Consider the following 20,951-nt stretch of genomic DNA (forward strand, 5'->3'; position numbering starts at 1 on the left):
GGGGGGGGGGGGGGGGGGGGGGGGGGGGGGGGGGGGGTGGGGCCCCCCCGCCCCCGGGGGGCGGGGCGGCGGCCCCCCCGGGGCCCCCGGGGGCCCCGCCGGGGGGTGTGGGGTCGGCAGGGTTCGTGGTGTCTGAGGCCGTCAGGCAGCGCAACAGCCACCGTGCCAACGTGACGACCGGCATCGTGCCAGCCCTCCCCTCGTCCCGGAGCTGACGGCTCCGGAATCAGCCTGCGAAGCCTTCCTTGACCTGGTTGATCAGGTCGATCGCGCGGCTGTCGCTGTAGGCGATCTGCCGCAGTTGCTCGAAGCAGTCCTGGAAGTTGGCGACCATTTCGTAGTCGTCGCGGGTGGCCACGACGGACTGGGCGCTCTCCATGTAGATCAGGTCGTCGTCGTCCTTGAAGCCGAGGAGCACGAACGCGTTCTGCGTGCTCAGCAGCGCCCCCGCCGTGTAGGGCAGGACCTGGAGGGTGGTGCGGGGGTGTTCGGCGGCCTCGATGAGCCGCTGCAGTTGCGCGCGCATCACCGCGGGACCCCCGATCTGCCGGTGCAGCGCCGACTCGTCGACGACGAAGTGGAGGTCGTCGATCCCGCTCTCGTCGAAGACTCGCTCCTGGCGGGCCGTGCGGAACTCCACGAGGCGGCGGCGGGTGCCGGGGTCGCTGACGTCGGGGGTGGCCAGGGCGTCCGCGTACTCCTCGGTGTGGAGGAGGCCGGGGATGATGATGGGGTGGTAGGTGCGCAGTGAGTCCGCGGCCGCCTCGAACGGGAGGTACTCGGTGAACCTGGGGTTCGCGATGTCCGCCCACTGCACCCACCACGACTGTCCCTTCGAGCCGCGGGCGGCGGAGACGAGCTCGGTCACCCGTTCCTCGTCGTCCACGCCGTACTGACGCAGCAGCGCCCGAAGATCTGTCACCGAGACGCTGACAGTGCCCTTTTCGATGCGGTTCAGCTTCGACAAGGACCATTCCAGGTCGCCGGCCGCGCCGCCCTGGGTCTGCCCGGCCTCCTCACGGGCCTTGCGCAGGGCGATGCGGAGCTTGCGGCGGTTCAGGCTCGGGTCTACTTCGCTGGGCATGAGGCTCCTTCAGTACGACCAGGAGTCAGCTCGCCATGAAGCCGTGCGAAGGGCAGCAGTGAGAAGGTATGCCTAACGAAGACTTGCCCTCCGCCGTGCAGCGCAGCGCAGCCGCTCTGTCTGACATATGTGCGGCCGACCCTAGCAGACAGCTGCTACCCAGTATGCCATATGTCTAATCGAACTTGAGCGAGTGGGGGCGCGTCCTGATCGCGGAAATGCGGTGATGTGCGCTTCTGATCTTTCCCGTTGCGCCGTGGCCTTGGCCCTGAGCTGCGAAAGCCCTGGGGGGCGACCGGCACGGTCGCCCCCCAGGGCTTGTGCTGTGAGTCCGGGTCGCACGCCGTCGTGCGGCGACCGGACGTGTCAGGCGACGATCAGCGAGATCCCGTACGCCACGGCGCCCGCGCACAGTGCGAAGCACGCGTACGCGCCCACGCGCGCGGGGAGCGCGGACGCGGAGCCTCCGTTCGCCTGCGCGGTCCGCGCCTGCTCCTGCTTGGAGAGGCCGACGATGCCGAGGGTGAACAGGCCCACGAGGGCGACGGTCACCACGAGGCTGACTCCGAACACGGAGCCGAGAGCTGCCCAGTCGATCTTCATGCTGCTTCTTCCTTACACCGTGGCGGGCCGGGCGGAGTCCGCCACGGAGGGGGCGGGCGCGACGCCTTCGGCCGCGGGGGACGCGGTGCTCGCGGCCACCGGGCCCGCCGGGGGCGGGGTGACGGCGGCGATGGCGGTGGTCACGACGCCCGCGGGCTCGGCGGCGGTGTCGGCACCGGGGGTGCCGATCTCGTCGGCCGTGACGTTCGTGTGGTCGACCGGCTGGCGGCGCGACAGCGACCAGATGAGGGCGGAGCCACCGACCAGGAGCGCGGCCGTGGTGGCGATGCCCCAGGTGCCCTGCTTGGTGAGGAGCTCGGCGCCCGCGCCGACCAGACCGGCGGCCGGGAGGGTCAGGCCCCACGCCACGAACATCCGCGTCGCCGTGGACCAGCGGACCACGCCGCCCTTGCGGCCGAGGCCCGCGCCCATCACGGCGCCGGAGCAGACCTGGGTGGTGGAGAGGGAGAAGCCGATGTGCGAGGAGGCGAGGATGGCCGTCGCCGCGGACGTCTGCGCCGCGAAGCCCTGCGGCGGCGCCAGCTCGGTGAGGCCCTTGCCCATGGTGCGGATGATGCGCCAGCCGCCCAGGTACGTGCCCAGCGCGATGGCGACTCCGGCCGAGACGATGACCCACATCGGGGGGTTCGCGCCCGGGTTGAGCACGCCGCCGGTGATCAGGGCCAGCGTGATGATGCCCATCGTCTTCTGGGCATCGTTCGTGCCGTGGGCGAGCGAGACGAGCCCGGCCGAGGCGATCTGCCCGGCGCGGTAGCCCTTCGACGTCGCCTTCTCGTCCGTGCGGCTGCTGATCTTGTACGTGAGCCGGGTGGCGAGCGTGGCCGCGATGCCGGCGACGAGCGGGGCGGCGACCGCGGGCAGCAGCACCTTGGTGACGACCGTGCCGCCGTTCACCGACGACCAGCCCATCGACATCACGGCGGCGCCGATCAGGCCGCCGAACAGGGCGTGGGAGGAACTGGACGGCAGGCCGAGCAGCCAGGTCAACAGGTTCCAGAGGATCGCGCCCACCAGGGCCGCGAAGATCACTTCGGTCTTGAGACCGTCTTCATTGATGATGCCGCCGGAGATCGTCTTGGCGACTTCGACGGAGAGGAACGCTCCGACGAGGTTCAGCACGGCGGACATGGCCACCGCCGTCTTGGGCTTGAGAGCGCCGGTCGAGATGGTTGTCGCCATCGCGTTGGCTGTGTCGTGGAAACCGTTCGTGAAATCGAACACGAGAGCGGTAACGATCACGATCCCGAGGAGAAGCGTGATGTGTTCCATTTACCCAGGCTTCTGTTGGACGTCAGTGGCTCGTGGAACGTAGGCAACCTGGATGAACGGAAAGTGAACTGGGTTGGGCCGCACGGTGACTCGAACCGGGATGCCGTCACTCCACATCCTTCCGGCATACACCCACTCGGGCGGCAGGGTGATGGCGAGGGCCCCTGGGAGGCCCGGAATTAGGCCGTCCGTGGCCCTTTCGGGTGACCCCCGTTCGAACCGCTGAGCTGGGCGGTCGGCCCGCGGAAGAGACGCAGAAGAGATCCTGATCACCTGCCGGGGCCGTCGTCGCCGTCGCGCCGCCCACAGGTCTCAAACCTCCGGGCGTGTGGCGGTGCCGTGTTCCAAGGCTCCACGGACTCCCCCCATTCCATTCCATGGCCCGCCCCGACGCCCGGACGCCGCGGCCACCCGGCCCCCGCCGCCGCGCCCTCTGGCAGGATCACCGCATGACTGAGCAGCGGCACGACACCACTGCGGACGCGGGGCGCGAGGCGCTCGCGCGGGCCTGGGACGAGCTGGTCGCGACCGCCCGCAGGACCGTGACGGACGGCCTGGTCGTCGGCACCTCCGGCAATGTCTCCGTGCGGGTCGGCGACACCGTCCTCGTCACCCCGAGCGGCGTCCCGTACGACCGGCTGACGCCCGCGGACGTCCTCGGCGTCGGCCTGGACGGCGAACGGATCCTCGGCGGGCTCGGCCCCACCAGCGAGCTGCCCATGCATCTGGCGATCTACCGCGCCACCGACGCCCGGGCCGTCGTCCACACCCACGCCGTGCACGCCACCGCCGTCTCCACCCTCGTACCGGAACTCCCGCCCATCCACTACATGACCGGCGCCCTCGGCGGCCCCGTCCGCGTCGCCCCCTACGCCCTGTACGGCACCGACGAGCTGGCCGAGCACATGCTCCACGCCCTGCGCGACCGCACGGCCTGCCTGCTCCAGAACCACGGCACGGTCGCCTACGGGGACTCCCTCTCCCAGGCCTTCGACCGCACCGCCCAACTGGAGTGGATGTGCCACCTCTGGCTCACCGCGACCTCGGTGCCCGGCCGCACCCCGAGCATCCTGTCCGCGGAACGGGTGAGCGAGGCGGGGCAGAAGCTGAAGGGGTACGGGCAGCGGGGGCCGGGGGTCTGACCTGTCCGGGGCGGGCCGCGCGAGTGACCGGCCGGGACCGGAGCGCGAGAGTCGGCGAGTACCGGCCGGGACCGGGCCCCAGGACCGGGCGAGCGGCGGCCGAGACCGGTCGGCGCCCCCGCCCGGAGCACACTCCCGCGCCACCGCCCACTGGCCGCGCCCCGCGACCCCGCAGACACTGTTGGGGTGCGCCCTGCCAAAGCGACGACCGCCGCCGTCACCACCGCAACCGCCGTCCTAGGCGCCACCGCCCTGGCCATCGCGGCCGGGCGCTACGCCAGCGACGCCGCCCTGAAGGCCCCCGCGGGCCGCCCCCTGCCGACGGAGCCACGCCTGACCGTGCACTCCACGGCCGCGGGACAGATCGCCCTCACCCGCTCCCTGGCCTCCCAACGCCCTGGCCTGTACGGCCTGAGCGGCAACGGCTGCCACGCCGTCGTCGGCCCCGTCCTCGACGCCGCCCCGCACGAGGCCGACACCGTCGTACGCCGCCTCGAACGCGTCACCCACGGCACCCTGGAGCCCGGCGCCCGCGTCTGGCTCACCCCGCAGGTCCACATCGGCGACCCGCGCGGCGCGCTCGGCATCGACCACGCCGACGTCGACGTCCCCGGCGAACTGGGCCCGCTGCCCGCCTGGTTTGTGCCTGGCGCCCGCGACACCTGGGTGATCACCGTGCACGGCCTCGGCACCACCCGTGAGCACCCGATGGTCGTCATGGACTTCCTGCGCCGCCAGCAGCTGCCGGTGCTCGACCTCGCCTACCGCGGCGACCTGGGCGCGCCCCGCCCACCGGACGGTCTCGGCCACCTTGGCGAGACCGAATGGCGCGACCTGGACGCCGCCATCCGCTACGCCGTGCGCTACGGAGCCCGCGACGTCGTCCTGTACGGCTGGTCCACCGGCGCCTCGATGGCCCTGCACGCCGCCGCCCGCTCCGCCGTGCGTGACCGGATCAAGGGCCTGGTCCTGGACTCGCCGGTGCTCGACTGGGAGACCACGCTGCGCGCCCTCGCCACTGCCCGCCGCACCCCCGGCGCGCTGCTCCCGCTGGCCGTGCGCGCCGCCCAGGGCCGCACCGGACTGCGCGGCGACCGCCTCCCCGACGCGGCCGACCCCGCCGCGCTGCGGGTGCCGACCCTCCTTCTGCACGGCCCCGGCGACACCGTCGCCCCCTGGGCGCTCTCCCGGAGACTGGCTGGAAAACGCCCTGACCTCGTCACCCTGCACACCGTTCCGGATGCGCCCCACGGCGCCATGTGGAACGCCGACCCCGCACGGTACGAAGAGGCGCTCCGCCGCTTCCTCACCCCCTTGATGTAGCCGATGCGACCCCCTCCTCACCTCCGGGCCTGACGCTCAGCGACCGCCGTCAGGTCCGCACGCCGGGCTGCCGACGGGATTCCGTTTGGGTTTTCGGACCGTCAACAGGAAGACTGCTCCCGTGACGTCCCGTATCCCGCGCGACTCCCGGCTCCACCTCGTCCGCACACCGTCCCCGAGGGCCGAAAGGCGAGCGGAGGCCGAGCGCGGCCGAGCGCGCGGCCCCCTCGGCGCCCCCGGCGCGGTGACCCAGCGCCGCTCGCGCCGTCCCGCGCCCCCACCGCCGGAGGGCACACCCGCGCCCGCCGAGCTGGCCCGCCAGGCCCGCGCGGGCCTGGCGAGCGCCGTACGCGTCGCCCGCTGGGCCGACCAGGCCCTGCGCCCCGACACCGGCCCCCTGCGCGCGGCGGGCCAGGGCAAGAGCAACGGCAACGCCACGACCGGCGCCGCGAAGGGCGGCAGGAACGGTGGCACGAACACCGGCAAGGGCGGCGGCACGGGAGCCGGCCCGAAGGCCGGACCGCCCGCCGACGCGGACGCCGGGACGGGCAAAGGGGCTGGCGGCGCGCTCTCCGACGCCACCGCCGAACGCGCCGCCGCCGAACTGGACATGACAGTCCACCAGGTCCGCGCCGACTGGGACACCGCCCGCCTCGCCGGACTCGTCGAAGTGCACGGCGACGTCGCGCGCCCCGGCTGGCGGCTGCGCGCCTGGGACCGGGACGACGCCGCGGTCCTGCGCGGCTGGGTCGCCCTGTTCGACGCCTGGTCGCTCGTCCACCCCGCCCCCGCCGAACTGCCGCCCGCCACCGTCGCGGAAGCCGTCGAGGCCGTCCCCCAACTGCTCTCCTTCCTCCAGCTGTCGGCGGGCCCCGTGCCCGTGCCCCAGCTCCTCGACCTCCTGGACCAGCGCGTCCGCGAACTGCGCACCGAGCGCTGCGAGATTCCGTACGGCCCGCAGGCGGAGCCCGAGCCCCGGTCCCGGCCCGCGCCGAACCCGGAAGCGGTCCCGCCCCCTGCCACCGCCGTCCCGACCGCGGAACCTGCTGGTTCCGCCGGCTCCGCCGACCCCACCGAGGCCGACGACCGCGCGCTCCGGCCCCCGCTGCCCGCCCTGCTCGACTGGGCGTTGCGCGCCCTGTCCGCCGTGGGCGCCCTCACCTGCGCCGACGGCCAGGCCACCCTCACCCCGCTGGGCAGCTGGGCGGTGTGGGTCAAGCTGGAGCAGATCTGCGTGGCCGCGCAGAGCCCGGCGGGGCACATCGAGCAGTCCGCCGAGGACATGCTCCGGGGCTGCGCCCGGCTGCGGCCCAACGCGGCCCGCGCCGAGTACCGCGCCTGGCTCGCCGCCCGTGACGCGGGCACCGCCGTCACCGAACTCGTCGACGCCGCCCGGGGCGAGGACGCCCTGCTGCGCGGCCTCGCCTTCGAGGCCCTGCGGGTCGTCGGCGCCCCGGCCGAGCCGGACGTCCGCGCCGTCGTCGACGAGGCCTCGCTGCGGCCCTACGCCCTGCTGTGGCTCGCCGAGCACGAGGGCACCGACCCCGAGGACGTCCATCTCGTCCTGACCCGGGCGGAGTCCACCTGGCTGTGGGTCGACACGGCGGCGGCCGTCGCCGACCACGGCGAGGCCGAACTGCTCGTGCGCCACCTGGAGTCGGCGCCGCAGCCCACCGTGCCCGCGCTCATCGACGAGGTGCGCACCGTCGGCCACCCGCGCACCGTGCAGGTCCTCGTCGCGCTCGCCGCGGCCCACCCGGACCCGGCGCTCGCGAAGGCCGTGCGCCGGGCGGCGTTCCAGGTGCACACCGGCGGCATGTGAGAGCCGCGCCCGCCCCGGGACCGGGGCGGGTCAGCCGGGTATCTCGGGGGCGTACGTACCGAAGCTCCAGATGTTGCCCTCCGCGTCCCGCGCCATGTAGTCCCGCGAGCCGTAGTCCTGGTCCGTCGGGGGCATCAGGATGTCCGCGCCGTGCTCCACGGCACGCTGGTGATGGGCGTCGACGTCGTCCACCACGATGTACGTCCCGGTCGGGCCCGCGTCCTTCATCGCCTCGGCGAAGAGCCCGCCGCGGCCCTTGGAGCCCAGCATCACCGCGCCGTTGCCGTGCGCGAGCTCGGCGTGCAGGACCGTGCCGTCCTCGCTCTCGTACACACTCGTCTCGGTGAAGCCGAAGGCCTCCGTGAGCTGCTTGATCGCGGCCTTGGCGTCCGCGTACAACAACGTCGGGAAGATGCTCGGACGCCCCCTGGCAGCGCCTGCCATGGCGATCACTCCTTCGTTCGACGTGACCTGTCCCACAGTCTGGCACCCGGGTCTGACAATGGCCCGAGAGTGCCCGCCGGGCCCGCCGCGCGGCTCAGCGGAAGGTGTTGCACTGCGCCATGTCGCCGGTGCGGAAGCCCTGGTAGAACCAGTCCTGGCGCTGCTTCGCCGAGCCGTGCGTCCAGGACTCGGGGGTCACCCGGCCCTGGAAGCGCTCCTGGATCCGGTCGTCGCCGACCGCCGCCGCCGCGTCCAGGCCGTCCCGGATGTCGTCGTCCGTCAGCTTCTTGATCACGGGCCTGCCCTCCTCGTCGGGCGTTCGCGTGGCGTGGTGCGCCCACACCCCCGCGTAGCAGTCGGCCTGGAGCTCGACCCGTACGGCGTTGCTGCCCTCGCCCGTCCTGCCGTCCTGCGCCCGGCCAAGGGTGCCCATCAGGTTCTGCACGTGGTGCCCGTACTCGTGCGCCACGACGTAGGCCTGCGCGAACGGGCCGCCGCTGGAGCCGAACTTCGTCCGCAGCTCCTCGAAGAACCCCAGGTCCAGATAGACCCTGCGGTCGCCGGGGCAGTAGAAGGGCCCGACCGCCGACGAGGCCGCGCCGCACGCCGTGCCGACGCGGCCGGTGAAGAACACGGTCTGCGCGGACGCGTACTCGCCCCGGCGGCGCGGGAACTCCTGGCGCCAGTAGTCCTGGACGCTGTTGACGACCGCCAGGATCCGGCAGTCCTCGCGGGCGTTCGCGTCCTTGCCGGTGTGGCAGCTCCGCTTGACCTCGGCGAGCGAGGAGGACGAGGCGGCGGGCTCCTCGCTGCCGTCCGTCAGACCGAGCTGGTCCGGACCCACGCCGAAGAAGAGGCCGAGGAGCAGCGCGATCAGCCCGGCGACACCGCCGCCGATGGTCGCCCTGCCGCCGGGGATGCGGCTGCCGCGCACATCCCGCACCTCCGAGGAGTCAAGATTCGCGTCGTCGTCGAACTGCATGGGCGCACCACCCTCTGCCTCGCGTACGAGCCGCGCTGCCTCACCTGCGGACGACGCTCCGCCGTCCCGCGCCGGACCCCGGCCACCTCATCCTGGTACGACCCCGATCACCCGGCGCCGGACAGAGGTCCGAACGGGCTACACCACCCCCGGCCCGCCGTGTCGCACCCGCCCCCGGGCGCCGCCGGGGGCCGCGCCGGAAAAGCGGTTGCGGCGCCCCGTTAGAATTGGCCCATGGCCATTCTCCTGCTGCATTAGACGGCTGAGCGGCGCGCTCCGCGCGACAACGCATCGTGCATCGTCCTTGCCTCCCTCCAGCCGTCCATATCCCCTGTCCAGGAGTCTGACCCGTGATCACCGCCTCCGGTATCGAGCTGCGTGCCGGCGCCCGCATCCTCATCGAGAACGCCTCGTTCCGCATCGCCAAGGGCGACCGCATCGGCCTCGTCGGCCGCAACGGCGCGGGCAAGACGACGCTCACCAAGTGCCTGGCCGGTGAGGGCACCCCCGCGGGCGGCACGATCAGCCGCTCCGGAGAGGTCGGCTATCTCCCGCAGGACCCGCGCACGGGCGACCTCGACGTCCTCGCCCGCGACCGCGTCCTGTCCGCGCGCGGCCTCGACGTGCTCATCCGCAAGATGCGCGAGAACGAACACCGGATCGCGAGCGGCCAGGGCTCCACGCGCGAGAAGGCCCTCAAGCAGTACGAGCGCCAGGAGACGGAGTTCCTCACCAAGGGCGGGTACGCCGCCGAGGCCGAGGCCGCCACCATCGCCGCCGCCCTGAACCTCCCGGACCGCGTGCTCGGCCAGCCCCTGCACACGCTCTCCGGCGGTCAGCGCCGCCGTATCGAGCTGGCCCGCATCCTCTTCTCGGACGCCGACACGCTGCTCCTCGACGAGCCGACGAACCACCTCGACGCCGACTCCATCGTCTGGCTGCGCGACTACCTGAAGACGTACCGCGGCGGCTTCATCGTGATCTCCCACGACGTCGACCTGGTCGAGACGGTCGTCAACAAGGTCTTCTACCTGGACGCCAACCGCTCCGCGATCGACGTCTACAACATGGGCTGGAAGCTCTACCAGCAGCAGCGCGAGTCCGACGAGAAGCGCCGCAAGCGCGAGCGGCAGAACGCCGAGAAGAAGGCCGCCGCCCTGCACTCGCAGGCCGACAAGATGCGTGCCAAGGCCACCAAGACCGTCGCCGCGCAGAACATGGCCCGCCGCGCCGACAAGCTCCTCGCGGGTCTCGAGGAGGTGCGCCAGAGCGACAAGGTCGCCAAGCTGCGCTTCCCCGAGCCCTCGCCCTGCGGCAAGACGCCGCTGACCGCCGAGGGCCTGTCCAAGTCGTACGGCTCCCTCGAGATCTTCACCGACGTCGACCTGGCCATCGACAAGGGCTCGCGCGTCGTCATCCTCGGCCTCAACGGCGCGGGCAAGACGACCCTCCTCCGGCTGCTCGGCGGCGTCGAGAAGCCCGACACCGGCGAGGTGGTGGAGGGCCACGGCCTCAAGCTCGGGTACTACGCCCAGGAGCACGAGACCCTCGACCCCGAGCGCACGGTCCTGGAGAACATGCGCTCCGCGGCGCCCGACCTCGACCTGGTCGAGGTGCGCAAGACGCTCGGCTCCTTCCTGTTCTCCGGGGACGACGTCGACAAGCCCGCGGGCGTGCTCTCCGGCGGCGAGAAGACCCGGCTCGCGCTCGCGACCCTCGTCGTCTCCTCCGCCAACGTCCTGCTCCTCGACGAGCCCACGAACAACCTCGACCCGGCGAGCCGCGAGGAGATCCTGGGCGCCCTGCGCACCTACAAGGGCGCCGTCGTCCTGGTCACGCACGACGAGGGCGCCGTCGAGGCGCTGCAGCCGGAACGGATCATTCTGCTCCCGGACGGCGTCGAGGACCTGTGGGGCGCGGACTACGCGGACCTGGTGGCCCTCGCCTGACGGATCCCCGGTCGGGGCCCGCCCCGGAGGTCCAGCGGGCTTGATCGAATGACTGATCCACTGCGTATGGATCATTCGGCCGATCCGTGATCCTTCATCTGTGTGAGACGTCCTCGTACCGAGGTGTGGCATACACGGATTTCCGCGTCCCACGGGACCCGCAGGCCCGTCTTTCCCCGGCACGGCGCTGACCTGCCGCTTCCTCGCAGAACCCATTCGGCGGTACGTGCCGCGACGTGCGGAATCGTTAATTCCGCTCGTGGCCGCCGCTTCACGCCCGGCGAATCAAGTCGCATGGACCTTGCCGAATGGGTGGCCAGGACGCTCGGAAGGGGTGATCATGAGAAGTCCAGAGCGCACTTCCCATGAGGAGGCACGGGTGGCCGAGACTCTGAAGAAGGGCAGCCGGGTTACCGGCGCCGCGCGCGACAAGCTCGCGGCAGACCTGAAGAAGAAGTACGACGGCGGTGCGAGCATCCGGGCGTTGGCCGAGGAGACCGGCCGGAGCTACGGGTTCGTCCACCGGATGCTGAGTGAGTCCGGAGTCACGCTGCGGGGACGCGGCGGGGCAACGCGAGGCAAGAAGGCCGCTTCCAGCTAGCCGACTTCCCGCGGCCGTCCGGCTCCGGGTGGTCCGATGTGGCCACCCGGTCGATCGGCTGATCGACCGGGTGGTTACTGTGCAGTCACTTGTGGGTGCGCCAGTGCCCGCAGGGCGCGCCGACACGCGTCCGCCAGGGCGCTGACACGCGTGTGTCCACCATGACTGCACCCACCCGGAGGCACTGATGGCTTCGCCCGACAGCGGTTCGCCCGAGAGCGGCCCGAGCGTCCCCAGCGCAACGGCGCCGGTCCTCGACCGGGACGGCGTACGCCTCACGGTCGACGAGGCCGTCGCCACGGTGACGCTGACCAACGCGGCCAAGCGCAACGCCCAATCTCCCGCGCTGTGGCGGGCGTTGACGGAGGTCGGCCGGGTGCTGCCCGGCAGCGTCCGTGTGGTGCTGCTGCGCGGAGAGGGCAAGTCCTTCTCCGCGGGGCTCGACCGGCAGGCATTCACGCCCGAGGGCTTCGACGGCGAACCGTCCTTCATCGACCTGGCGCGCGGCGCGGACGACGAACTCGACGCGGCCATCGCCGAGTACCAGGACGCCTTCACCTGGTGGCGGCGCGGCGACCTCGTGTCCATCGCCGCCGTCCAGGGACACGCGATCGGCGCCGGGTTTCAGCTCGCCCTCGCCTGCGACCTGCGGGTCGCCGCCGACGACGTGCAGTTCGCCATGCGCGAGACCAGCCTCGGCCTGGTGCCCGACCTCACCGGCACCCACCCGCTGGTCTCCCTCGTCGGATACGCCCGCGCCCTGGAGATCTGCGCCACGGGCCGCTTCGTCCAGGCCGCCGAGGCCGAGCGCATCGGCCTCGCCAACCTCGTCGTGCCCGGCGACCAACTCGACGCCGCCGCACAGGACTTGGCCGCCGCGCTGCTCGCCGCGCCGCGCGACGCGGTCATCGAGACCAAGGCGCTCCTCCAGGGTGCCGTCGGGCGCTCGTACGAGGAGCAGCGCCGCGCCGAGCGGGCCGCGCAGGCGCGCAGGCTGCGGGACCTGGCGGGCATCGGGGACTGAGGGGACCCCGGCGTACGCCTGTTCAGGTACGGGGGCATCCCTCCCGGTGAGGAGGGGCGGAGGCCGTCGGCGCCGGTCAGTCCACCGCCGTGACCAGGACCGCCACCGACGGCCGGTCCGGCAGGGCCCCGGTGACGGCCGTACGGACCGCGCGGGCCACGTCCAGGGTGCGGTGCCGGGCATCCGCCGCCAGCTCCACCCGGACATGGCGGCGCGGCAGCGTGAGCGGCGCCTCGTGCTCCTCGATGTGGACGGCCCGGGCCGGGCCGCCGAGGACACCCGCCATCCGGCTCACGCCCGGCACCGCGAGGACGGCCCGCGCCACCCGACCCTCGTCGTCGGCCGGGGGCTCGTCCCCGTGTCCGGGGCGGGCACCGGACGGTACGTCGGCCGGATCGCCGTCGGCCGAGGGCGCCGCGTCCCCTTCCATCAGCCCCGTCACCCGCAGGTCCACCTCCGTCACCACAAGACCCAGCCGCTCCGCCGCGGCCGAGCCGAGCGCCGTGCGCAGCCGGTCCGCGGCCGTGGCGAGGGGCTCGGTCGTCGCGGCCTGGAACTCCGCGCTGATCCGCAGCGGCCCCGGCGGCAGCGCGCTCGGCGGCGACGGCACCGCGGAGACGTACGCGTCCGGGGACAGCGGTGCGGAGTGCGGCTCCGCGAGGGACACCCGCAGGCGGGTCACGCGGGCTCCCGCCACCCGCGCGGCCGAGCCGCGCAGCACCGCCCGCGCCGCCGACTCCGCGAGCCAGGCGCCGTCACCCGGGCCGCCCAGCGGAAGCATCCGGCCGAGACTCAGTTGACGCCGTACCACCGAGGTCCATCCGTCACCCGTCATGGCTCCAGCGTGCCCCATCCCGGGCGCGCCGGTCCCGGGCCGCGCTTAATGTGGACGAAAGAGCAGATCCCCTGCTGAAAAGGACCATGCGATGACCGACACCGGAGAGCGCACGACGTCCCAGACGCTCGTGAAGGAGTCGCCCGACGAAGCCGGGACGGGCGGCACGGCACGGCGTGGGGGAGGCGACCCCGCGACGCGGGGGCGCACCAGCATCTCCGACGGTGTGGTCGAGAAGATCGCGGGCCTGGCCGCCCGCGACGTGGTCGGCGTGCACGCGATGGGCGGCGGGCTCGCGCGGACCTTCGGGGCCGTACGGGACCGGGTGCCCGGCAGCTCGAAGGCCGTCACGCGCGGGGTGAAGGCCGAGGTCGGCGAAGTGCAGACGGCCCTCGACCTGGAGATCGTCGTCGACTACGGCGTCTCGATCGCCGATGTCGCCCGGGACGTGCGCGAGAACGTCGTCGCCGCCGTCGAGCGGATGACGGGCCTGGAGGTCGTCGAGGTGAACATCGCGGTGAGCGATGTGAAGCTGCCGGACGACGAGGACGACGAGCAGCCGTCACGGCTTCAATAGACCTTCGACAGACCTTCGACAGGGCCTTCCACAGGACTTCGAGAGAAGCCGCGGCAGGACTTCAGGAGAAGCCGCGGCCCGCGGCGACCGGCGTTCCGCACCCGCGAGTGAGGCGGTCCCGCCGCGCGGGCTGGGTATGCGAGAAGCACGGGGCGGACGCGACGGCGGGCGCGGATGCCGGGGAGCACGAGGCGCGCAGGAGCGAAGGAGCGCACGATGAGCTTTGCCGTGATCGGCATGATCGCCGGAATGGCCCTCGGATTCGCCGGGTACTTCGGCGGGTTCGGGGCCTTCCTGCTCGTGGCCGCCCTGGGTGCCATCGGGTTCGTGGCCGGGCGGTTCCTGGAAGGGGACCTGGAGCCCGGGGACTTCTTCCGTACCCGCGGCGACCGGCGGCGCTGAGCCGTGGCCGCCGACGTCGTGGGGCAGGTACCGCCCGGCGAGCGCGGCGCGACCCGGATCGCCGACCGCGTCGTCGCGAAGATCGCCGCACGCGCGGCACGTGAGGCGCTGCCCGCGCTGCCCGACGAGGCGGCGCCGCCGCACGCCACCGTGAGCGTGCGGCCCCCGGCCGGCGGCTCCGCCCGGTCGGGCGAGGCGCCGCACGGCAGCGCGCGCGTCCGCGTCAGCGTCGAACTGGACTACCCCAGCGACATCGGACGCCAGTGCGGCGCCGTGCGTCACCGGGTCGCCGAACGGGTAAAGGCGTTGGCGGGCATGGAAGTGCCCGAGGTGGCGGTCCAGGTGGAGCGGCTGCACTCGGCGCAGGCGCGGGCCGCGGCGCAGGGGAGGACCCGATGAGCGAACCCCGGCAGACCGGTGGAACCGACCTGACCAAACCGGGCAAGGCCGTGCCCGTCATCGAACGCGCCGAACCCGAACTCGACCAGTCCGCGTCCGCGGCCGCCTACCAGCCGCTGCCCACCCTCGGCGACGAGGACGGCTCCCCCCGCTTCTGGTCGGCGCGACGCGTGCCCGCCGGGCTGCTCGCCCTGCTGGTCCTCGGCGGGGCCGGACTGCTCCTGTACGACATCGTCGCCGTGCGCGCCGAGCACCCCGCGATGCGGTGGCGCCGCGACCTCGCCCGTGAACTGGCCGAACGGCCCCTCGACAGCACGGCGGTGCTCGCCGGGGCCGCCGCTGCCGTCGCCGTCGGCCTGTGGCTCCTCGTCCTCGCCGTGACGCCCGGGCTGCGCTCCCTGCTCCCGATGCGGCGCACCCACGCCGACGTGCGGGCCGGGCTCGACCGGGGCGCCGCCGCGACGGCGCTGCGGGACCGGGCCATGGACGTGTCGGGCGTACGGTCGGTACGCGTCCGCATGAGCCGCTCCAAGGTGGACGTGCGGGCCGTCTCGCACTTCCGTGAACTCGACGACGTACGCGGCGACTTGGACGCCGCCCTCGCCGACGCCATCCACGACCTCGGGCTCGGCAGGCCGCCCGCGCTGGCCGTGCGGGTGGCGCGGCCGGGCCGGAAGGGGTGACCGCGCCATGCTGCGGACCGTGAACCGTGTGCTGCTCGGACTCCTCGGCCTCGCCCTTGTCCTGTTCGGCGGCTCCGTCCTCGCCGTCGGACTCGGCGTCGAGCCGCCCTCCTGGTGGGTGCACGACTCCCGCGACGACGTGCTGCTCAGTGACGCCGACCGGGCGCGGTGGCGGGACGACGGCTGGTGGTGGCCCACCGTCATCGGCGGGCTCGCCGTCGTCGTGCTGCTCGCCCTGTGGTGGCTCACCGCCCAACTGCGGCGGCGGCGCCTCGCGGAGGTCCTGGTCGAGACCGGGGACGGGGAGGGCGCGTTGCTGCGGGGGCGGGCCATGGAGAGCGTCCTCGAGACCGAGGCCGCCGCCCTCGACGGCGTCGAGCGCGCCCGGGTGCGGCTCACCGGGCGGCGCAACGCCCCCGAGGCGCGGGTCGGGCTCGTCCTCGGCGCCGACGCCGTGGCCGCGGAGGCCCTGCGGGGGACCTGCGAGGAGGCGTTGGCGCATGCGCGGGACTCCGCGGGGTTGGGGCGGCTGCCGGCCACCGTTCTCCTGCGCGCGGTGAAACACCGCGCCGAACGCGTGACCTGACGCCACCCGGCCCCACCCTGGTCGTGGGCGGCAGCCGTCCGCCCGAATCTGCGGGACCCGCCTCGCCCCCGGGGCCCCACCCCACGTCCCACGGCATACGGGTGGGCGGGTGGGAGGAACCCGCCGCGGTAGCGGCGGGCACCCCCGCAGAGCTGCTAGAAGCCGTGGCGGGCGCCGCCGTCCACGGGGAGCATCACGCCGGTGAGGTAGGAGGCCGCGGGGGAGAGGAGGAACGCGGCGGTGCGGCCGAACTCCTGGGGGGTGCCGTAGCGGCGCAGCGGGATGCGGGACTCGTGGGCCGCACGGGTCGCCTCGGGGTCGGCGGAGAAGCCGTCGAGTTCGCGGACGCGGTCGGTGTCGATGCGGGCCGGCAGGAGGCCGACCACACGGATGCCGCGCGGCCCCAACTCGTCGGCGAGGGACTTCGCGAAGCCCGCGAGGCCGGGGCGCAGGCCGTTGGAGACGGTCAGGCCGGGGATCGGCTCGTGCACGGACGCGGAGAGGACGAAGCCGATGACACCGCCCTCGCCCAGCTCCGCCGCGGCGGTACGGGCGAGGCGCACCGCCCCGAGGAAGACGGAGTCGAACGCGGCCTGCCACTGCTCGTCGGTGTTGTCGGCGACGAAGCCGGGCGGCGGCCCGCCGACGCTGACGAGGACGCCGTCGAACCCGCCGAAGTGTTCACGCGCCGCCGCCACGAGGCGATCCGCGACGCCCGGATCGGCGTTGTCCGCGCCGACGCCCACCGCGTTCGGGCCGAGCTCCGCGGCCGCCGCGGCGGCCGTCTTCTCGTCGCGGCCGGTGAGGACGACCTTCGCGCCGTCCGCGACCAGCTCACGGGCGGCGGCGTTGCCGAGGCCACGGGTGGCGCCGGTGACGACGTACACACGGTTGTTCAGTCCAAGATCCATGGCCCTATCCTGCCGCGTCCGGGCCGAAGAGGGCGAGGGCGGTGCCCACGAGCCCCACGTGGCTGAAGGCCTGCGGGAAGTTGCCCAACTGGCGCCCGGCCACGGGGTCGTACTCCTCCGCGAGCAGCCCCACGTCGTTGCGGAGCGCGAGCAGCCGCTCGAAGAGGTCGCGGGCCTCCTTGGTGCGGCCGGTCAGGTGCAGCGCGTCGGCGAGCCAGAAGGAGCAGACGACGAAGGTGCCCTCACCGCCGGGCAGGCCGTCCACATTGCCCGGGCTGCCCGAGTCGGAGGTGCCGGTGCCGTCCACGGCCGAGTAGCGGCGCAGCAACCCCTCCCGCGTACTCAGCTCCTCCCGCACCGCCTCGATCGTGCCGATCACCCGGGGGTCGTCCGGCGGCAGGAACCCCACGCGCGGGACCAGCAACAGCGCGGCGTCCAGCTCGCGCGAGCCGTAAGACTGCGTGAAGGTGCGGCGCTCCGCGTCGTACCCGCGTGCGCAGACCTCCGCGTGGATGTCGTCGCGCAGCCGCCGCCAGCGCGTCACGTCGCCGGGCAGCGCGGGGTCGTCCTCCATCGCGCGCACGGTGCGGTCCGCGGCGACCCACGCCATCACCTTGGAGTGCACGAAGTGCCTGCGCGGGCCGCGCACCTCCCACAGGCCCTCGTCCTTCTCGCGCCAGCAGTGCCGCAGGAACTCCATGAGCGCGAGTTGCAGCCGCCAGCCGTGCGGGCGGGTCGCGAGGCCCGAGCGGCGGGCCAGCGTCAGGGAGTCGACGACCTCTCCGTAGACGTCGAGCTGGCGCTGGCTGACCGCCTGGTTGCCGATGCGCACGGGCACCGAGCCCTCGTACCCGGGCAGCCATCCCGCCTCGTACTCGGGCAGCCGCCGCTCGCCCCCGAGGCCGTACATGATCTGGAGGTCGGCGGGGTCGCCCGCCACCGCGCGCAGCAGCCAGTCGCGCCACGCCTCGGCCTCCTCCAGATAGCCCGCGGCGAGCAGCGCGCCGAGCGTGAGGGTGGAGTCGCGCAGCCAGCAGTAGCGGTAGTCCCAGTTGCGGACGCCGCCGATCTCCTCGGGCAGGGACGTGGTGGGAGCGGCGACGATGCCGCCGGTCGGGGCGTAGGTGAGGGCCTTGAGCGTGATGAGGGAGCGTACGACCGCGTCGCGGTGCGGTCCTTCGTAGCGGCAGCGGGCCGCCCAGGCCTGCCAGTCCTCGACGCTGTCGAGCAGCGCCTGTTCGGTGTCGAGCGGCTTCGGGGCCGGTTCGTGCGAGGGGTGCCAGGTGAGGACGAACGTTACGCGTTCCCCGGCGGCCACGGTGAACTCGGAGTACGTGGTGAAGTCGCGGCCCTCGGTACGGACCTCCGGATCGGTGCGCAGCCAGACGGAGTCGGGGCCCGCGACCGCCACCCGGTGGCCGTCGGCGCGGCGCATCCACGGCACGATCGAGCCGTGGTCGAAGCGCAGCCGGAGCGTGCTGCGGACGGTCACCTCGCCCTGGAGGCCCTCGACGACGCGGACGAGGTCGGGGGCGAGGTCGCGCTGCGGCATGAAGTCGGTCACGCGGACCGAGCCGTCCGGGGTGTCCCACTCGGTGTCGAGGACGAGGGTGTCGGGGCGGTAGGCGCGGCGGGCACAGACGTCGGCGTCCTTCGGCGCGAGGCGCCAGTGGCCGTGCTCGTCGTCGCCGAGCAGCGCGGCGAAGCAGGCCCCCGAGTCGAAGCGGGGCAGGCACAGCCAGTCCACCGAACCGGTGCGGGAGACCAGGGCGGCCGTCTGGTGGTCGCCGATCAGGGCGTAGTCCTCGATGGGGCGGCGCGGGCTTTGTGACACGGGTGACGGCTTCCCGGTTCGCCGACGCGTCAACCGGACCCGGGTCGGGCCGGGCTGAACCGGGGAGTGTCCCCGCCGCGTCGGGCCGGCCGTGCGCGCCGGGATCAGGCCGTCGCCGGCGAAGCCGCCCCGGCGCCCTCGCCCTCCCCAGTTTCCTGGGTCCCCTCGTCCTGCTCCGCCGCGGACCGCGCCGCCGCCTCCAACCGGTCCTTGCGCTCGCGCCGGACCAGGACGATCCAGCCCGCGGGCACCCCGGCGGCGAACAGCCACCACTGCACGGCGTACGCCATGTGCGCCCCGATGCCGCTGTGGTCGGGCTCGGCGAGGAGCCGGGGGGAGCCGTCGTGGCGCGGCGCGGTCTGCTCGATGTAGCCGCCGAGCACCTTCTTGCCCAGGGCGTGCGCCTGCTGGCCGCTGCTGATCAGCATGATCTGGCGGTCGGGCAGTCCGCGTACGTCCTTGATGCCGCTGGCCGCGGACGTCTCGTCGCCCATGAGGCGGCCGGTGACGGTGATCTCGCCGCGGGGCGGGGCGGGGATCTTCGGGAAGGCGGTCTGGGGGCCGTCCGCCGGGATCCAGCCGCGGTTGACGAGCAGCACCTTGCCGTTGGTGAGGACGAACGGGGTCAGGACGTGGAAGCCGACCTCGTCGTCGGAGTTGGTGCGGCGGCGCACGACGACCTCGTCCTCGGGGTCGAAGGTGCCCTTGGCCGTGACCCGGCGGTAGACCGCGGAGTCCGGTACGTCACGGCCCGGCGCGGTCAGCCGCTCGGCGGGGACCGGCGCGGCGTCGAGCGCCCTGCCGATTCTCTCGTTGTGCGCCACGCGGTTCTCGTGGCGGTGCAGCTGCCAGAAGCCCAGCTCGATCATCACGGGGATGAGGACGAGGCCGACGAGGGTGAGGATCACCCATTGGCGGGTCAGGAGGAAGCGGTACACGGCTTCGACGTTACCCCGCGTGCGAAATCCCCCGACGGGAGGGGCCCGCTCACACCCTGTCGACGATGCCCACCCGCCCCTCCGCGCGGGCGCAGTGCGCCCCGCAGTACCAGTGGCCCTCGACCTCGACGCCCTGCCCGATGATGCGGCAGCGGCAGTGCTCGCAGATGGGCGCCATGCGGTGGATGGCGCAGGCGAAGCAGTCGAAGACGTGCACCGCGCCCTGCGCGTGCACCTCGAAGGACATGCCGTAGTCGTTTCCGCAGACCTCACAACGTGCCATGCGCCACAGAGTGGGTCGCGGCGGCGGCGCGGGGCGAGCGGTGGGCGGGCGAGTCGCCCGGCAATCACCCGTCTGACGCGGACCGTGTGGCGGTCATCTTTCCGCGGGGGTTTCCGCGGGGGTCTCCGAGGAGGTTTCCGCGGGAGCTTCCGCGGGGGTTCCTGCCGGGGCCACGTCCTGGAGGAGCTGGCCGAAGGCGGCCTCGTCGATGACCGGTGTGCCGTACGCCCGGGCCTTCGTCGTCTTCGACGTGCCCGAGTCCGGGTCGTTCGTGACCAGGAGGCTCGTCAGCCGCGACACGCTCGTCGCGATGTGCAGGCCCGCCTCGAACGCCCGGTCCTCCAGGAGCTCGCGGTCCACGGAGGTGTCCCCGGAGAAGGCGACGCGCATGCCCTGCTTGAGGGGCTTGCCGTCCTCCCACCGCCCGGGGTTCGGGAACGGGCAGGCGGGGCGCTTGCGCGAGGCGCGCCAACTGCCGGGCTGGTACGAGGAATACCCCGAGTGCCCCGAGTACGAGGGGGAGCCGGACCCGGGGGAGTGCCCGCCCTGGCGGCCGATGCGGGCGCCGCCGTCGGACCACTCTGTCAGCGGGCGGCACTCCAGGAGCGGCAGCCGCACGCCGCCGCTCGCCGCCGCGCGCAGGCTCGGCCGGAACGCCTCGGCGAGGACCCGGGCGTCGTCGAGGGCGTGGTGGGCCTGGCGCTGGACGACGCCGAAGTGGGCCGCCAGGGACTCCAGCTTGTGGTTGGGCAGCGGCAGGCCGAGCTCCTTGGAGAGCGCGATGGTGCACAGGCGCTGGCGGACGGGGGCGGTGCGCTCCGCGCGGGCGTACTCCCTGGCGATCATCGACCAGTCGAAGACGGCGTTGTGCGCGACGAGGACGCGGTCCGCGAGGCGGGTCGCGAACTCCTCGGCGATGTCCGCGAAGAGCGGGGCGTCGGCCAGCTTGTCGCTCGTCAGGCCGTGGATCCAGACCGGGCCCGGGTCGCGCTGCGGGTTCACCAGCGTGTACCAGTGGTCCTCGACCTCGCCGAGGGCGTCCAGGCGGTAGACCGCGGCCGAGATGATCCGGTCGTCTCTGGACAGGCCGGTGGTCTCGACGTCGACGACCGCGTACCCCGAGGGGTAGGCGGTCGGCCAGGGGGCCTCGGACCCCGGCGCCGGCGCGTCGGTCGTCGCCGGAGTCGCCGATGTCGCGGTCGGCGCCGTCGGCGGTGCGGTCGTGCGGTCTTCGAGCAT

General features: G+C 73.4%; 22 protein-coding genes. 11 read left to right on the plus strand and 11 right to left on the minus strand.

All coding sequences use genetic code 11. From position 1 onward, the window contains the following. Positions 1–226: 226 nt before the first annotated feature. The 3 genes from ACFVHO_RS35175 to ACFVHO_RS35185 all read right to left on the minus strand — a co-directional run bounded on the left by ACFVHO_RS35175 (position 227) and on the right by ACFVHO_RS35185 (position 2,977). On the minus strand, positions 227–1,084 hold the full coding sequence (locus tag ACFVHO_RS35175; protein WP_385723914.1) for a helix-turn-helix domain-containing protein: 858 nt from the start codon (positions 1,082–1,084) through the stop codon (positions 227–229). 366 nt (positions 1,085–1,450) lie between these two features. After that, entirely contained in the window at positions 1,451–1,687 is a 237-nt protein-coding gene (locus tag ACFVHO_RS35180) for a hypothetical protein (protein WP_385723917.1), read from the minus strand. Positions 1,688–1,699: 12 nt separating this feature from the next. Further along, the gene (locus ACFVHO_RS35185; protein ID WP_385723920.1) at positions 1,700–2,977 is read right to left on the minus strand and encodes an inorganic phosphate transporter; all 1,278 of its coding nucleotides are present in this window, start codon (positions 2,975–2,977) and stop codon (positions 1,700–1,702) included. A 449-nt stretch (positions 2,978–3,426) separates the two neighbouring features. Between ACFVHO_RS35185 and ACFVHO_RS35190 the strand changes: the two genes are divergently transcribed. From ACFVHO_RS35190 to ACFVHO_RS35200, 3 genes are all read left to right on the plus strand, one after another. Further along, positions 3,427–4,119 (plus strand): class II aldolase/adducin family protein, encoded by a 693-nt coding sequence (locus tag ACFVHO_RS35190; RefSeq protein WP_385723923.1) that lies wholly within the window; start codon positions 3,427–3,429, stop codon positions 4,117–4,119. 186 nt (positions 4,120–4,305) lie between these two features. Beyond that, positions 4,306–5,442, plus strand: a complete 1,137-nt coding sequence (locus ACFVHO_RS35195) for an alpha/beta hydrolase family protein (RefSeq protein WP_385723926.1) — start codon at positions 4,306–4,308, stop codon at positions 5,440–5,442. Between the two features lie 121 nt (positions 5,443–5,563). Beyond that, positions 5,564–7,264 carry a hypothetical protein gene (locus ACFVHO_RS35200; RefSeq protein ID WP_385723929.1) on the plus strand — a complete coding sequence of 567 codons (1,701 nt, stop codon included), beginning with the start codon at positions 5,564–5,566 and terminating at the stop codon, positions 7,262–7,264. A 30-nt stretch (positions 7,265–7,294) separates the two neighbouring features. Here the strand turns inward: ACFVHO_RS35200 and ACFVHO_RS35205 are convergent, their stop codons facing one another. Next, on the minus strand, positions 7,295–7,708 hold the full coding sequence (locus tag ACFVHO_RS35205) for a VOC family protein (protein WP_385723932.1): 414 nt from the start codon (positions 7,706–7,708) through the stop codon (positions 7,295–7,297). A 94-nt stretch (positions 7,709–7,802) separates the two neighbouring features. Continuing rightward, positions 7,803–8,690, minus strand: a complete 888-nt coding sequence (locus ACFVHO_RS35210) for a neutral zinc metallopeptidase (RefSeq protein WP_385723934.1) — start codon at positions 8,688–8,690, stop codon at positions 7,803–7,805. A 350-nt stretch (positions 8,691–9,040) separates the two neighbouring features. On the opposite strand from ACFVHO_RS35210, the gene ACFVHO_RS35215 reads away from it, so the two are divergent. The 3 genes from ACFVHO_RS35215 (at position 9,041) to ACFVHO_RS35225 (ending at position 12,264) form a co-directional block, all read left to right on the plus strand. Beyond that, a complete protein-coding gene (locus ACFVHO_RS35215; protein WP_385723937.1) occupies positions 9,041–10,639 on the plus strand; it encodes an ABC-F family ATP-binding cassette domain-containing protein in 1,599 nt (532 codons plus the stop codon). A 379-nt stretch (positions 10,640–11,018) separates the two neighbouring features. Continuing rightward, a complete protein-coding gene (locus ACFVHO_RS35220; RefSeq protein ID WP_016645426.1) occupies positions 11,019–11,240 on the plus strand; it encodes a helix-turn-helix domain-containing protein in 222 nt (73 codons plus the stop codon). A 187-nt stretch (positions 11,241–11,427) separates the two neighbouring features. Next, on the plus strand, positions 11,428–12,264 hold the full coding sequence (locus ACFVHO_RS35225) for an enoyl-CoA hydratase/isomerase family protein (RefSeq protein ID WP_385723940.1): 837 nt from the start codon (positions 11,428–11,430) through the stop codon (positions 12,262–12,264). Positions 12,265–12,340: 76 nt separating this feature from the next. Here ACFVHO_RS35225 and ACFVHO_RS35230 read toward each other — a convergent pair whose 3' ends face one another. Continuing rightward, the gene (locus ACFVHO_RS35230) at positions 12,341–13,099 is read right to left on the minus strand and encodes a nucleopolyhedrovirus P10 family protein (protein WP_385723943.1); all 759 of its coding nucleotides are present in this window, start codon (positions 13,097–13,099) and stop codon (positions 12,341–12,343) included. Positions 13,100–13,190: 91 nt separating this feature from the next. Here ACFVHO_RS35230 and ACFVHO_RS35235 point away from each other — a divergent pair, with 91 nt between their 5' ends. The 5 genes from ACFVHO_RS35235 (at position 13,191) to amaP (ending at position 15,746) form a co-directional block, all read left to right on the plus strand. After that, positions 13,191–13,676: an Asp23/Gls24 family envelope stress response protein gene (locus ACFVHO_RS35235; protein ID WP_385723945.1), complete on the plus strand. Its 486-nt coding sequence runs from the start codon at positions 13,191–13,193 to the stop codon at positions 13,674–13,676. Positions 13,677–13,892: 216 nt separating this feature from the next. Beyond that, entirely contained in the window at positions 13,893–14,078 is a 186-nt protein-coding gene (locus tag ACFVHO_RS35240; protein ID WP_289952572.1) for a hypothetical protein, read from the plus strand. Positions 14,079–14,081: 3 nt separating this feature from the next. After that, complete coding sequence (locus ACFVHO_RS35245; RefSeq protein ID WP_385723948.1) at positions 14,082–14,477, plus strand: hypothetical protein; 396 nt, start codon at positions 14,082–14,084, stop codon at positions 14,475–14,477. Further along, a complete protein-coding gene (locus tag ACFVHO_RS35250) occupies positions 14,474–15,160 on the plus strand; it encodes a DUF6286 domain-containing protein (RefSeq protein ID WP_385723951.1) in 687 nt (228 codons plus the stop codon). Before ACFVHO_RS35245 ends, ACFVHO_RS35250 begins: the two co-directional genes overlap by 4 nt. A 7-nt stretch (positions 15,161–15,167) precedes the next feature. Beyond that, positions 15,168–15,746, plus strand: a complete 579-nt coding sequence (amaP, locus tag ACFVHO_RS35255; protein WP_385723954.1) for an alkaline shock response membrane anchor protein AmaP — start codon at positions 15,168–15,170, stop codon at positions 15,744–15,746. Positions 15,747–15,901: 155 nt separating this feature from the next. On the opposite strand, the gene ACFVHO_RS35260 is transcribed toward amaP, so the two are convergent. From ACFVHO_RS35260 to ACFVHO_RS35280, 5 genes are all read right to left on the minus strand, one after another. Further along, the gene (locus tag ACFVHO_RS35260) at positions 15,902–16,657 is read right to left on the minus strand and encodes an SDR family oxidoreductase (RefSeq protein WP_385723957.1); all 756 of its coding nucleotides are present in this window, start codon (positions 16,655–16,657) and stop codon (positions 15,902–15,904) included. A 4-nt stretch (positions 16,658–16,661) separates the two neighbouring features. Next, positions 16,662–18,491 carry a glycoside hydrolase family 15 protein gene (locus ACFVHO_RS35265; protein WP_385723960.1) on the minus strand — a complete coding sequence of 610 codons (1,830 nt, stop codon included), beginning with the start codon at positions 18,489–18,491 and terminating at the stop codon, positions 16,662–16,664. Positions 18,492–18,595: 104 nt separating this feature from the next. Continuing rightward, the gene (locus tag ACFVHO_RS35270) at positions 18,596–19,429 is read right to left on the minus strand and encodes an SURF1 family protein (protein ID WP_385723963.1); all 834 of its coding nucleotides are present in this window, start codon (positions 19,427–19,429) and stop codon (positions 18,596–18,598) included. A gap of 49 nt (positions 19,430–19,478) precedes the next feature. Then, positions 19,479–19,712, minus strand: coding sequence for a hypothetical protein (locus ACFVHO_RS35275; protein ID WP_087883543.1), 234 nt, complete (start codon positions 19,710–19,712; stop codon positions 19,479–19,481). A 93-nt stretch (positions 19,713–19,805) separates the two neighbouring features. Then, the gene (locus ACFVHO_RS35280; protein WP_385723966.1) at positions 19,806–20,951 is read right to left on the minus strand and encodes a DEDDh family exonuclease; all 1,146 of its coding nucleotides are present in this window, start codon (positions 20,949–20,951) and stop codon (positions 19,806–19,808) included.

It is taken from the genome of Streptomyces sp. NPDC127108, assembly GCF_042677545.1.
GTDB lineage: Bacteria > Actinomycetota > Actinomycetes > Streptomycetales > Streptomycetaceae > Streptomyces.